This is a genomic window from Niastella koreensis GR20-10 (assembly GCF_000246855.1).
GTDB lineage: Bacteria > Bacteroidota > Bacteroidia > Chitinophagales > Chitinophagaceae > Niastella > Niastella koreensis.
Genome location: NC_016609.1, coordinates 2459656 through 2472102, shown reverse-complemented (window position 1 = coordinate 2472102; position 12447 = coordinate 2459656). Strand labels below are relative to the sequence as shown.

The following is a 12447-nucleotide window of genomic DNA, read 5'->3' as shown; positions in this document are numbered from 1 at the left end:
CCTTAAAGGCACAATCACCCCTCTATTTGTCATTTTATCCCCCTACGAGTGCCGTGAGGACGACCTACTTTTGTTGAAACAACACCATTAGTTATGCGAAAGTTACAAATGAAAATGTCGATGTCGATTGACGGTTTTGTCGGCGGCCCCAATGGCGAGAAAGACTGGCTCTTCAAAACCGGCGATGCACAATCGAAAGCCTGGGTCGTTGAACAGGCCTGGGACGCAGGGCTGATCATCATGGGCAGGAAGTCCTTTGAGGTAATGGCGCCTTACTGGCCCACGTCAACCGATCCCTCTGCCGCACCGATGAACGAGATTCCCAAGGGCGTTTTTACGCAAAAGGGATTTAAAGGCATCGATCTGGGAAATGATCAGTCGCCTGCTGCAACGTCCTGGACGAATGCCAAGGTCTTTGACGGCGATTTAACTGAAGAGATCAAAAAACTCAAAGCCGGGGAAGGAAAACCGATCACGGCCATTGGCGGCGCCGGGTTTATGCGGAGCCTGATAGCGACGGGGCTTGTAGATGAATTCCGCCTGGTTATCCATCCTGTTGTATTGGGTGCCGGTGAGCCGATCTTTAATGGTATTACAATACCACTCTACCTGAAGTTGGTGGATGTAAAGGTTTTCCCGGGTGGAACTACCGTACATACTTATGGTTCGTAATGCAATAAGCACAGATACAAGATGATTTTCATCAAACGGGATTTAATATTGAAATAAAAGATAGAATTACCAGGATTTACATCCCGGCCCTGCCCGATTCGCTTTTTTGCCCCGAATTCCTGACCTTTGCGCCCGGAAGGCCTTGGCCAACCGCTTTAAAAATACAATATTGGACAATTCAATCAGTCTGAACAAATTTATCAGTGATACGGGTTATTGTTCCCGCCGGGAAGCGGACAACCTGATTACCGCCGGCCGGGTATTATTGAACAACCGTCCGGCCCAGTTGGGCAACCGGTATAAACCTGGCGACACAGTTGAAGTGGATGGCAGCCTTATTACCGCCGCCAAAAAGGAGAAACGCGTGTACCTGGCGCTTAACAAGCCGGCGGGCATCACCACTACCACCGAATTGCACGTCAAAGACAATATCATCAGCTTCATTGGTTATCCCAAAAGGATCTTTCCCATTGGCCGCCTTGATAAAGATTCCGAAGGCCTGATTTTGCTTACCAATGATGGCGATATCATCAATAAGATCCTGCGAGCCGAAAACTACCACGAAAAAGAATACATTGTACGGGTTAACAAACCCATCGACAATGCCTTCATTCAGCAGATGTCGCAGGGAGTGCCCATTCTCGACACCGTTACGCTGCCCTGTAAAGTTCATTCCATGGGCCGCCAAACTTTCCGCATTACGCTTACCCAGGGTCTCAACCGCCAGATCAGGCGGATGTGCGAGTACCTGGGCTATGCGGTAACCGGTTTGCAACGGGTGCGCATCATGAACATCAAGCTGGATAAACTGGCCCTGGGTAAATGGCGCTACCTCAGCGATGCGGAGTTGTCAATTCTGATGGAAAACATTTCCGACTCAAGCAAGGAAAAAACGCCTAACAAGCCTGCAACACAAACGGCGACGCCGCCCAAACGCGGCTTTAAACCAAAAGACGGCAGGCAGGCCGGCAAAGGCAAAGGAACAAAACCTGCCACCAGGGAAGATAAACCACACACTGGTAAAAAGCCGGAAAGATCCTGGAAGCGGGAAGGGGCAGACGGCAAATCCCGACAAGTGGGGACAGGCAGGCAAACGGCAGAATCCGCGACGCGCCAAAAGTCTCCAAAAGGACAACCTACCCGCCCTGAAAAGAATGGCGGAAAAGAAAAGAAAGGTCCCGAGAGTAAAAAAGGACGACGTGGCGGCGCAGAAGGCAGCTTTAAAAACTATAGAAACAAAGGTCGTAGATAATAAGACACAGGGTATCCTGATTGATCTCAGGATACCCTGTGTCCTGTACGGTAATATTCGATTATAGTTGACAGTTTCCTGGAAGAAATGCTAAACTTATACAGGTCAAACTTTTTTATAGTTGTATCCTTTTCAAAGATCAGCAGGTAATAGTTTGTTCTTTTGCCTTCGTGTTTGCTCATCAGATAAATTTCATCAATGGCTGTCCAGGAAAATTTATTGGTATCAATACTAATCCCTTCATAATCGACAGTGATGGTGAAAATGTATTTCTTATTAAAAAACGAATTTCTAAGCAGTAAGGAGATCATAAAGAGCACAAAGACCAAACCACCAAGCCCCAATAAATTGTTATCCCGGGATGAAAATAACAGTTTTACATGTCCTACCGCGAACCACATGATAAACAACAAAAAAACTACAGCAATTACCTTATCCGAAAGCGAGGTTTTAATCACTCTTTTGTTGCCCAAACGCAGGTGTTGGAAGGTATCTGTGAGCTCCGTAGTTGACCTCACCTTGGGATAGTTCATAAACAACTTATCCCCCAACGACATTTTACTTTCCTCGTTCTTTATAAAATCATCTATCAGGGCCATGCAGGGTGCGGGTTTCTTTTAATAACGAAGTACGGATGTATCAATGACTTTTACTGTCCTGTTTTTTTGTTTTTGACCAGTTCAGAAAAACTTCTGGCTGCACTTGAAAATTCTGAGGGCAACAAAACAATGGTAGTGGTATTGTTATCAATTCCAATTTCCGAAAGCATTTGCATCCTTCTCAATTCAAGCGCAATGGGGCTTCCTTCCATTTCTTTGGCGCCTTGTGTGAGTTTAATAGAAGCATCCAGTTCGGCCTCGGCTTTTACTATTCTGGCTCTTTTTTCCCGGATGGCTTCCGCTTCCCTGGCCATGGCCCGTTGCATGCCTTCGGGAATTTCCACATCTTTCATTTCAACCATTTCAATCTTAACACCCCAGGGCTCTGTAGTGTGGTCCACTATCCTTTGTAAATTGGTGTTTATCTGCTCGCGCTCTTTCAACACTTCGTCCAGGCTATGTTGTCCTATTATATTTCTTAAGGCCGATACAGCAAACTGGTACACCGCTTTGTTGTAATCGGCCACCTTTATTATAGAATCCCTGGGATTAATGATCTGATACCACAAAACAGCGTTCACTTTAATGGTTACACTATCTTTTGTGATCGTTTCCTGTTGCTCAAGGGTAACTGTTTTGGTCCTGATGTCTACTTTTTGTTGCCGCTCTATCAATGGTATTAACCAATAGATACCCGGTCCTTTTACTGATTGAAACCGGCCAAGCCTGAAGACTATTGCGCGTTGATATTCCTGGGCAATGCGAATGCCTGAGAGGATCAATACTATAATTAATCCTGTAATAAGTAAGATCATTTTAAGTCGTTTTTATTGTTCTGTCTAACTCTTATAGATCATTAGTCGCAGAACTAACCCAGACATTACAACAAACAAAAACCACGGTTACCCTTTTTAAAGTAGGGCGACCGTGGTTTCATATCTAAATTTCGTATATCCTAGCTTATGCTCAGCAACTCCACCTCAAACACCAGTGTACTGTTGGGTCCTATCTGAGCACTTACCTGTTGCTCACCATAACCCAGGTGTGGTGGAATAAAAAAGCGCCATTTGCTGCCAGTAGGCATCAGTTGCAGCCCTTCCGTCCAGCCCTTGATAACCCGGTTTAAGGGGAAGGTGGCTGGCTGGCCGCGGCGTACGGAGCTGTCAAACACGGTGCCATCTATAAGCGTTCCGTGGTAATGACAGGTTACATTGCTGGTAGCGCCAGGTTTGGCCCCGGTGCCTTCGGTAATTATTTCGTATTGCAACCCGCTGGGCAATGCCACTACGCCGGGTTTTTGTTTATTGGCTTCCAGAAAGTCGTTACCGGCTTTCAGGTTAGCTTCTGCTTTCTCTTTTTTCTGTTGAAATAAACGATCTGCGATTCCCATAATACTAAGTTTAATTAGTAAAGAATAGTAACTTTTAAGTTCTTAAACTGAGGTTGCAGGGAGTGTTATGAAGGTTTTCCCCTGAAACTTGTAACCTGTAACCGTATTCTACCAACCACTCGCTAAAACATCGGCAATATGCATGGTTTGCATCCCCATCTCTTTTTTACGAATAACGCCGTCAATGTGCATCAGACAGGAAAGATCCGTAGAGATAATGCATTCTGCCCCGGTGGCTTTGGCGTTACTGCTTTTTTGATCGGCCATACCAATGGAAATAGGATCGAACTTAACGGCGAAAGTTCCGCCAAAACCGCAACAGGTTTCCACGTCGTTCATTTCAACCAGTTGCAGGCCTTTTACTTTCGATAACAATTTGCGCGGCTCCTGTTTGATCCTGCATTCACGCAAACCGGCGCAGGAGTCGTGGTAAGTGGCCGTGGTATACAGGCTGGCGCCCACATCTTCTACCTTCAACACGTTCACCAAAAAGTCGGTGAATTCAAACGTACGCGCCTGCAGTTGTTTTACCTCCGCCATCTGAGGTGTATTTTCAAACAGCGTGGTATAGTAGTTCCGTACAAAACCAACGCAGGAGGCGCTGGGCGCTACTACGTAGTCGGAACTGGAACCACTGAAATCTTTTATGAATTTGGAACAAACTTCACGGGTATCATCCCAGAAACCGGCATTGAAGGCCGGCTGTCCGCAACAGGTTTGATTGGTATTATAAGTTACCGTACATCCTGCTTTCTCCAGCACTTTTACCATATTAAAGGCTGTGGTGGGATACAACTGGTCAACGAAGCAGGGTATAAATAATTGAACGTTCATGGCAAATCCCCTTTCCTATTAATGGTTGTTCTTAAACGATGCGGTCAGTGAGATCATTTTCAACGCAGTGATGGCGGCTTCTTCGCCTTTATGTCCGTGTTTACCACCAATACGTTCCTGGGCCTGTTGGTCGTTATCAACAGTTAATACGCCAAAGATAACAGGCACGGGTAAGGTCAGGTTCAATTGGGTAACCCCATGTGTTACCCCCTGGCATACATAATCAAAATGCGGGGTATCGCCACGAAGTACGCAGCCAAGGGCTATAAATGCCTGGGGACGGTCATCCTTGTATTTATTCGCGTCCCAATAACTTTTTATACCAAATGGAATTTCAAAAGCACCGGGAACGGTTATCACCTTTACGTTCTTTACGCCTTCGCGTTCGAATACGGTTAAACAGCCTTTTTCCAGCTCATCTAAAATAGCGGCGTTCCATTCGGTGCGTACAATAACAACACAGGCATTCTTGTGAATGCCTGTGTCTATCTGTAATAATTTACTATTGCTTACTTCAGCCATTTCTTTTGTTTCATGTTTCAAGTTTCAGGTCCGGGGCAGGGATTTATCCCTGTAACTTATAACCTGTAACTGCTTTTTCAAAAAACAAATTCTTAATTCAGATCACCTAATTTACCTAAGTACTTATCTACCTCAAAAGCACGTTGGCTGCTGGGGTATTTATCCTTGATCTGGTGTAACAGTTCAATTGCTTCTTTGTTCTTGCCCAGTTCCTGGTTCAGCATAGCTGCGCGGAACAGGTATTCGGGTGAATTAAGATCATCCTTATCGAACAGGTTACCTGCTTTCTTATAATAACTGATGGCATCTTCCTTCTTTCCCAGCTCAGAATAAGCGTCGCCGAGTAAGCCGGCTGCGCGTATTTCCAGTTCAACCTGGTTGGTAGAAAAATCTTTCAGGTATTTGATGGCGTTGTTGAAATCGCCCAATTGCATATAGCAGGCGCCGGCATAGAACTGAGCCAGGTTACCGGCTTTTGTTCCACTGTTGTTTTTAATAGCCCGCAAAAAGCCACCATTCTGTCCGTCACCTTCCAAAGCCAGTTTAAAAGAATCCACTTTGAAATAGGATTCTGCTTTCCAGATGGCTTCTGCCGCTTTCGCTTCTGCAGGTGCTTTATAGAATTTGCTATATGCAAAATAACCGCCTACAATTACCACCAGACCGGCCAATGCGTAGGTAATAACTTTGTTGTTCTTACCCCAGAAATCTCGGGCCGAATCCACCACTCTTTCTTCGGTTGATCTTTCTACTGGTTGTTCAGGCACTTCTTTTACTTCAGTTGCCATGAATTATTCATGTTTTAGTTGACAATGTTGTTTACTTAGGGAAAAGCAGGTTTTTAATCGACAATGAACGGATAATCCGGAGTCATCACAATGTCTTTCAACACTTCATCCTCAGTTGGGATGGGCGACTCTTCTGCGAATTTCACAGCAGCCGCTACTCTGTCATTAACCCGTTTGTCGATTGCAGCAATCTCGTCTTTTGTAGCGTATTTATTCTTGGTGATGGTGTTCAGCACCAGTTGAATAGGATCACGTTGTTTGTACTCTTCCACCTCTTCCTTGGTACGGTATTTCTGTGGGTCGGAAATGGAGTGACCTTTATAACGATACGTTTTAATTTCCAGTAATGTTGGTCCACCGCCTTCACGGGCTCTTTTAACCGCGCGTGACATGGCTTCGTGCACAGCTTCAGCGCTCATGCCGTCTACTGAATCAGCAGGCATTTCATACGCATCGGCCAGTTTAAAGATATCGTGTACGTTACTGGTACGTGTAACAGAGGTACCCATAGCGTAGTTGTTGTTTTCGCAAATGAAAACGGCTGGTAACTTCCAGGTCATAGCCATATTGAAAGTTTCGTGCAAAATACCCTGACGGGCAGCACCATCGCCAAAGAAGGTTACAGATACGTTATCAGTTCCTTTATATTTTTCGGCGAAGGCCAAACCGGCGCCGGTGCCAATTTGTGCACCTACGATACCGTGACCCCCAAAGAAGTATTCTTTTTTACCAAAGAAGTGCATACTACCACCCTTACCTTTGGCCACACCGGTTGATTTACCATACAACTCAGCCATACAACCTTCAGGGCTCATGCCTTTTGCCAAAGCCAGACCGTGGTCGCGGTAAGCAGTTACAAAAGGATCTTCCTGGCGGGTAGCGGTCATTACACCAGCAGCAATAGCTTCCTGCCCTACATAGGCGTGGAAAAAGCCGCGGATTTTACCTTCCATTTTATATTTTTCTTCGGCTGCCAGTTCAAATTGACGGATCAGGAGCATTAACTCGTACCAATACAAATACGTTTCTTTGGAGAATTTCGAAGCCACTTTATAAAAATTTGAGGTTTTAACCCTGCTGAAGCCTTCCTCCCGATTACGATCGGGATCGGGACTGGCTGGCAAAGGCGGGGGCAAAGATAGGGTAAGAAAGGGAATTATGGAATGTGGATTAACATTTTTAGCCCTAATAGATGGTTTGATAGCCAGTTGATTGGGTGAAAAACTTATCTTCTGACTGTATTTGAGACATAATTTCGGTAAAACTGGCAGGTTTTCAGTTATTAGTTCAAAGTTTCAAGTTCAGCGTTCCGGGTTCAGGGTTATTTTCCAGGAAAAGAGAAAAGCCGGAAGGAATATTCGTTTCCCTCCAGGAAATGACAAATCCCGATGGGGATCTTAAAATCCAGGAAGGGAATAGCTTTTCCTGGTGGGAAATCAAAAAAGCCGGAAGGAATTTCCTTTTCCCGCCGGGAAAAGAGAAAACCCGGAAGGAATTCACTTTTCCTTCCGGGAATTGACAAAACCCAACAGCAATTCCCTTTTCCCATTAGGAATCCTTAAATCCTTCCGGGATTTTGCAATTCCTGCCAGGAACTGGTGGCAAAATTCAATATTGGGTAGGCAATTTGAATAATGATGCCTGTAAATTGAGTAATGGGACCTCTAAATTGTACAACGATGCCTCCAAATTGGATAATGGCACACCTATAATATGAACAATGCCCCTCTAATTCTCAACATGGCCCTCCAATTTGAATAAAGACGCCCGCAAATTGAAAAGTGGCACCTGCAATTTGAAAAGTAAGCCCCTTAATTTTAATAGTCATACTTCAATAATGACAAACAATACCTCAAAACAGATACATGATACCTCCCATTTGAAAGTAGCTATTAGCTATCTTGCATCCCGAAATGCTATCGCTCAACAACATATCCCTCACCCAATTTAAAAACTATCAACACCGGCAATTCCCGTTCACCGAACGGATAGTTGGCATTTGCGGATCGAACGGCGTGGGCAAAACCAACCTGCTGGACGCTATTTATTACTGCTGTTTTACCAAAAGCTATTTCACCCGCAGCGATAGCCAGAACACCTTACATGGCTCCGCCGGGTTTCGCATTGAAGGCCATTTCACCCTGCAGGGCGACCCGCTGAAAGTGGTTTGTGTTTTGCGCGAAACCGGCCGCAAGGAATTTTCCGTGAACGACGAACCGTACGAAAAACTGGCCACCCATATTGGCAGGCTTCCCTGCGTAATCATTGCGCCGGACGATGTGCAGATCATTACCGGCGGCAGCGAAGAACGCCGCCGCATGCTCGATGCCCTGCTTTGCCAGCTCGACGCCCACTACCTGCAACAGCTGATGGATTATAATAAGGTATTGCTGCAGCGCAATGGCTTTTTGAAATCGATGGCCGAAAAAAGAATGAGCGATTACAGCCTGCTGGATGTGTACGACGAACAACTGACCCGGTACGGCGCCTTCATTTATCAAAAAAGAAAGGAGTTTCTGCAGGAATTTCTGCCCCTGGTGTCGAAATTCTATACCCAGATAGCCGGACAGTCGGAACCGCTGGCCCTCACCTACGAAAGCCAGTTGCATGACTGTACGTTTCCGCAATTATTACACCGGCTGCGCCAGAAGGATTGCATAGTTCAACGCACCAGCGGGGGTATTCACCGCGACGACATCAATACCCAGCTCAACAACCAGCCTTTTAAATCGCTTGCCTCGCAGGGCCAGCGCAAAAGCCTGTTGTTTGCCATGAAATTAGCCGAGTTCGATACCCTGAAACAGGCCAAACAATTCCCGCCCCTGCTCCTGCTCGACGATGTGTTTGAAAAACTCGATGCCGGCCGCATGCACAACCTGCTCGAACACGTTTGTATGAAAAACGCCGGCCAGGTTTTTATTACAGATACACACCCGGGACGTATTGAGCACCATTTTGATAGTTTGGGCATGCAATATCAGCTAATCAGTTTATAGTTTACTGTTCACAGTTCTTTAATTCAAAATGAGTGATAAATTACAAACAGTCCTTATCTTCGATGTTCGGGGAACAGAGAACTGAGAACTGAAAACAGAGAACTAAAATGGGCGAATATTCACTCGGCGACGCGCTAAAATACTTCCTCAACCATAGCAAGTTGAAAGGTTACATACAGGCATTGCAGATAGAAGATGTGTGGGAACAGATCATGGGCAAAACCATTGCCAAATACACCGAAAAAATACAGATCCAGGGTAAAACCTTATTCATCAGCACCAGCATGGCCCCACTGAAACAGGAACTCCTGTATCAAAAAGAAAATATCATTAAAAGGGTAAATGAAACCCTGGGCGAGAACACCATCAACAACGTAGTGATACAATAAGCTTTCAGCGTTTTGCCTTCTCCGTTTTTTTCTATTTAGTTGGCGTGCTGCGTTTTTTGGCGCAATTTTGCCCGGTTGTTTATTTGATTAAGAAAACACTATAGCATATGCTCTCATACGACCAGATTTTTGAGAACAACCGTCAATGGGTTATTCAGCAAACGGAAAAAGATGCCAACTTTTTGGAAAAACTGGCTGCCGGCCAGTCGCCCGAATACCTGTACATTGGCTGCAGCGATAGCCGCGTTACTGCTGAAGAGATCATGGGCGCCAGCCCCGGTGAGATATTTGTACACCGTAACATTGCCAATATAGTAAACAATATCGACCTCAACGTAATGTCGGTTTTGAATTATGCCGTACGGCACCTGCAGGTAAAACACATTATTGTATGCGGGCATTATAATTGTGGCGGGGTAAAAGCGGCCATGCAGCCGGTTGACCTGGGCATCTTAAACCCCTGGCTTCGCAACATCAGGGATGTATACCGTTTACACGAACAGGAGTTAGACAGCATTGAAGATGATACGCTGCGTTATAACCGCCTGGTTGAACTGAACGTGATTGAACAGGCTACCAATGTTATTAAAACCGCTGCCGTGCAGTTGATGTATGAAGAAAAAGGATTCCCCATTGTACACGGCTGGGTGTTTGATCTGCACAATGGGATGCTGAAGGATCTACATATTGACTTCGAAGGAATACTGAAGCGGATCGAAAAAATATACAATCTTACCGGGAAGTAAGTTAACAGGTTAACAAGTTGACAGGTTAACGTGTTAACCTGTCAACTTGTTAACGCTTATTATTTACCAGGTATATCTGATCTGAACTTCTCAATACATTTTCTATCCTGTAGTGTCAAAAAACAGGTTCTGTCGTCTTTACCACCAAAGGTGATGTTGCTCACGTCTTTACCTTTCAATTCTACTTCCTGGAACTGGCGGCCATTATCATTAAAGATGGCGATGGTTCCTTTGCCATACCGGCAAACATATAAGTTACCTTTGGTATCGCACTTCATTCCATCCATTCCAAAATCGGTAAAGGTGGCAAATACTTTCTCACCGGTAATGTTGCCTTTAGCATCCAGCTGATAGGCCACTATGCGGCGTTGCACACTTTCATTTACATACAGCGTTTTTTCATCGGGGCTCAGGCAAATGCCATTGGTAGTACCCAGGTTTTCTTTCAGCAGCACCGCTTTTTTATCGGTGCCAATCCGCCATATCTGCCCGGTTTGTTTTTGCCAGTTGGGATCAGATGCATATACAACGCCTGTTTTTTTACTAATGCAGATATCATTGGGCTGGTTAAACCGGTCTTCGTGGCAATACACGGTCACTTCTTTGGTAGCAGGGTCCACTTCCAGGATGTTATGCTCCACAAAATCGGCTACCAGCATATGTCCGGTTGCGGTAAAACGAATGCTGTTGCCCACGCTTTTGCCCGGGAGTGTTAAAAACAACTCTACTTTGCCATCGGGTTGAACAAGCCCGATGGTGCCGTCTTTCTGAAAGTTCACCACAAACAAACGGCCATCCCTATCAACAGCTGGTCCCTCGCAATTCTTTGTAAATAAATTCTCCGCTGTATGATCATAAGCCCGGAACAGGGATTTTTGAAAATCTTTCTGCGGACTTAATTTTCTGTGGCAACCAGCAATCATTACAATAGCAGTAATGGCTATAAAAAGTTTATTCATAATTTTCTAAAGTTCATAAGTTATTAGGTTATTAGGTTATTGGGTTATTGGGTTTTTAAGTTTTTAGGTTCCCGCCTTCGATTTTGAGCTTCGCAAAAACTCAAGAACTTAATAACTTACTAACTGATTCTTTACTGTAATCGTACCCTTGGGTCTACAACAGCATATAATATATCGGCTAATATATTAACCAGGATAAAAAAGAAAGAGGTGATCAACACCGAGCCCATCACTACCGGGAAATCGAGTTTTTCCAGTGCATCAACCGTTACTTTTCCGATCCCTTTCCAGCCAAAAATATATTCTACAAAAAATGCGCCTGCCAGCAGTTCGGCAAACCAACCGGTTATTGCCGTAATTACGGGGTTCAGGGCATTGCGTAAGGCATGTTTCCAAATCACCACTCGTTTGGGCAAACCTTTGGCGTAGGCGGTTCTGATATAGTCCTGGTTCAGCACATCCAGCATGGCGCTGCGCGTAAGCTGGGTAATAATGGCCAGCGGACGAATACCCAGCGTAATGGCAGGCAGCCACAGGTTTTGTAACGACCAGTATGGTTTACCGGTAACTTCATCCATATCGCGCCAGCTGCCCGTCATGTGTAAACCGGTATAATGGCTTAATACAAATCCAAACAAATAGGCTATTACAATGCCCATAAAAAAAGATGGGGCCGAAATGCCCAGCACACTGGTAAAAATGGCGGACGTATCCATCCAGGTATCTTTTTTCACTGCAGCCAGTACCCCCAGCGGAATGCCCAGCGCCACCGCAATACACATGGCGGCAACGGCCAGCAGCAAGGTGCCGGGCAATGCTTCCATCAATATTTCGCCTACATTTTTTTTGGTTTGATAAGAACGGCGCAGGTAAGGCACTTTAATGGCCACATTAAGGCCCGCCCCGCCAATGAAGAAACCTTTCAGTTGTTTTTTTTCAATCTCACTATCCGTATGAACGGCTATGGGCGACAGATCGTTCACGAACAACACAAACTGTTTCCATTTGGGTTGATCGAGGTACAGCTCGCGCCGGATATTTTCCTGCGTGGCAGCATCGGCCCGCTGCCCCATTATTAATCTGGATGGGTCAGCAAAGCCCTGGAACAGCAGGAAGACCAGTACGATTACGCCCAGCATTACCAGGAAACCATAGAAAATCCGTTTTGTAAAATACTTTATCAAATTGAAGTCGATTGAAAGGTTCTTTGTTGCCGGCCTAAAGGTCAAAGCTTAAAGCCTAAAGTAAATACAGGCACCTCGCTTTTTGCCTTTGGCCTTTGGCTTTCAGCTTTGGGCTT

Annotated in this window: 14 protein-coding genes; 5 read left to right on the top strand and 9 right to left on the bottom strand. The window is 45.3% G+C overall.

Going from position 1 to position 12447, the window contains the following annotated elements; translation table 11 throughout:
• Positions 1-93: 93 nt before the first annotated feature.
• Together NIAKO_RS10020 and rluF are read left to right on the top strand one after the other, a co-directional pair.
• Positions 94-672, top strand: a complete 579-nt coding sequence (locus NIAKO_RS10020; RefSeq protein ID WP_014218302.1) for a dihydrofolate reductase family protein — start codon at positions 94-96, stop codon at positions 670-672.
• A 169-nt stretch (positions 673-841) separates the two neighbouring features.
• The gene (gene rluF, locus NIAKO_RS10015) at positions 842-1924 is read left to right on the top strand and encodes a 23S rRNA pseudouridine(2604) synthase RluF (protein ID WP_014218301.1); all 1083 of its coding nucleotides are present in this window, start codon (positions 842-844) and stop codon (positions 1922-1924) included.
• Positions 1925-1950: 26 nt separating this feature from the next.
• On the opposite strand, the gene NIAKO_RS10010 is transcribed toward rluF, so the two are convergent.
• The 7 genes from NIAKO_RS10010 to pdhA form a co-directional block, all read right to left on the bottom strand.
• Positions 1951-2523 carry a hypothetical protein gene (locus NIAKO_RS10010; protein ID WP_014218300.1) on the bottom strand — a complete coding sequence of 191 codons (573 nt, stop codon included), beginning with the start codon at positions 2521-2523 and terminating at the stop codon, positions 1951-1953.
• Between the two features lie 50 nt (positions 2524-2573).
• Positions 2574-3338 (bottom strand): slipin family protein, encoded by a 765-nt coding sequence (locus NIAKO_RS10005; RefSeq protein WP_014218299.1) that lies wholly within the window; start codon positions 3336-3338, stop codon positions 2574-2576.
• Between the two features lie 140 nt (positions 3339-3478).
• Positions 3479-3913 (bottom strand): BamJ family beta-barrel-assembly machinery protein, encoded by a 435-nt coding sequence (gene bamJ, locus NIAKO_RS10000; RefSeq protein WP_014218298.1) that lies wholly within the window; start codon positions 3911-3913, stop codon positions 3479-3481.
• A 108-nt stretch (positions 3914-4021) separates the two neighbouring features.
• Positions 4022-4747: a (Fe-S)-binding protein gene (locus tag NIAKO_RS09995; protein WP_014218297.1), complete on the bottom strand. Its 726-nt coding sequence runs from the start codon at positions 4745-4747 to the stop codon at positions 4022-4024.
• An 18-nt stretch (positions 4748-4765) separates the two neighbouring features.
• Positions 4766-5269, bottom strand: a complete 504-nt coding sequence (ribH, locus tag NIAKO_RS09990; protein ID WP_014218296.1) for a 6,7-dimethyl-8-ribityllumazine synthase — start codon at positions 5267-5269, stop codon at positions 4766-4768.
• Positions 5270-5361: 92 nt separating this feature from the next.
• The gene (locus NIAKO_RS09985; protein WP_014218295.1) at positions 5362-6057 is read right to left on the bottom strand and encodes a tetratricopeptide repeat protein; all 696 of its coding nucleotides are present in this window, start codon (positions 6055-6057) and stop codon (positions 5362-5364) included.
• A gap of 53 nt (positions 6058-6110) precedes the next feature.
• Positions 6111-7106 (bottom strand): pyruvate dehydrogenase (acetyl-transferring) E1 component subunit alpha, encoded by a 996-nt coding sequence (gene pdhA / locus NIAKO_RS09980; RefSeq protein WP_041348364.1) that lies wholly within the window; start codon positions 7104-7106, stop codon positions 6111-6113.
• An 864-nt stretch (positions 7107-7970) separates the two neighbouring features.
• On the opposite strand from pdhA, the gene recF reads away from it, so the two are divergent.
• The 3 genes from recF to NIAKO_RS09965 all read left to right on the top strand — a co-directional run bounded on the left by recF (position 7971) and on the right by NIAKO_RS09965 (position 10188).
• A complete protein-coding gene (gene recF / locus NIAKO_RS09975; RefSeq protein ID WP_014218293.1) occupies positions 7971-9053 on the top strand; it encodes a DNA replication/repair protein RecF in 1083 nt (360 codons plus the stop codon).
• 107 nt (positions 9054-9160) lie between these two features.
• Positions 9161-9442, top strand: a complete 282-nt coding sequence (locus NIAKO_RS09970) for a DciA family protein (RefSeq protein ID WP_014218292.1) — start codon at positions 9161-9163, stop codon at positions 9440-9442.
• A gap of 107 nt (positions 9443-9549) precedes the next feature.
• Positions 9550-10188 (top strand): carbonic anhydrase, encoded by a 639-nt coding sequence (locus NIAKO_RS09965; RefSeq protein ID WP_014218291.1) that lies wholly within the window; start codon positions 9550-9552, stop codon positions 10186-10188.
• Between the two features lie 59 nt (positions 10189-10247).
• On the opposite strand, the gene NIAKO_RS09960 is transcribed toward NIAKO_RS09965, so the two are convergent.
• A complete protein-coding gene (locus NIAKO_RS09960) occupies positions 10248-11147 on the bottom strand; it encodes an SMP-30/gluconolactonase/LRE family protein (protein ID WP_014218290.1) in 900 nt (299 codons plus the stop codon).
• A 131-nt stretch (positions 11148-11278) separates the two neighbouring features.
• Positions 11279-12331 (bottom strand): ABC transporter permease, encoded by a 1053-nt coding sequence (locus tag NIAKO_RS09955; RefSeq protein WP_041346581.1) that lies wholly within the window; start codon positions 12329-12331, stop codon positions 11279-11281.
• Positions 12332-12447 lie beyond the last annotated feature (116 nt).

What these genes read in the sequence shown, in the direction of transcription:
- NIAKO_RS10020 (WP_014218302.1), top strand. Translation starts at nt 94, where the DNA reads ATGCGAAAGTTACAAATGAAAATGTCGATGTCGATTGACGGTTTTGTC.
- NIAKO_RS10010 (WP_014218300.1), bottom strand. Translation starts at nt 2,523, where the DNA reads ATGGCCCTGATAGATGATTTTATAAAGAACGAGGAAAGTAAAATGTCG.
- NIAKO_RS10005 (WP_014218299.1), bottom strand. Translation starts at nt 3,338, where the DNA reads ATGATCTTACTTATTACAGGATTAATTATAGTATTGATCCTCTCAGGC.
- bamJ (WP_014218298.1), bottom strand. Translation starts at nt 3,913, where the DNA reads ATGGGAATCGCAGATCGTTTATTTCAACAGAAAAAAGAGAAAGCAGAA.
- NIAKO_RS09995 (WP_014218297.1), bottom strand. Translation starts at nt 4,747, where the DNA reads ATGAACGTTCAATTATTTATACCCTGCTTCGTTGACCAGTTGTATCCC.
- ribH (WP_014218296.1), bottom strand. Translation starts at nt 5,269, where the DNA reads ATGGCTGAAGTAAGCAATAGTAAATTATTACAGATAGACACAGGCATT.
- NIAKO_RS09985 (WP_014218295.1), bottom strand. Translation starts at nt 6,057, where the DNA reads ATGGCAACTGAAGTAAAAGAAGTGCCTGAACAACCAGTAGAAAGATCA.
- recF (WP_014218293.1), top strand. Translation starts at nt 7,971, where the DNA reads ATGCTATCGCTCAACAACATATCCCTCACCCAATTTAAAAACTATCAA.
- NIAKO_RS09970 (WP_014218292.1), top strand. Translation starts at nt 9,161, where the DNA reads ATGGGCGAATATTCACTCGGCGACGCGCTAAAATACTTCCTCAACCAT.
- NIAKO_RS09965 (WP_014218291.1), top strand. Translation starts at nt 9,550, where the DNA reads ATGCTCTCATACGACCAGATTTTTGAGAACAACCGTCAATGGGTTATT.
- NIAKO_RS09960 (WP_014218290.1), bottom strand. Translation starts at nt 11,147, where the DNA reads ATGAATAAACTTTTTATAGCCATTACTGCTATTGTAATGATTGCTGGT.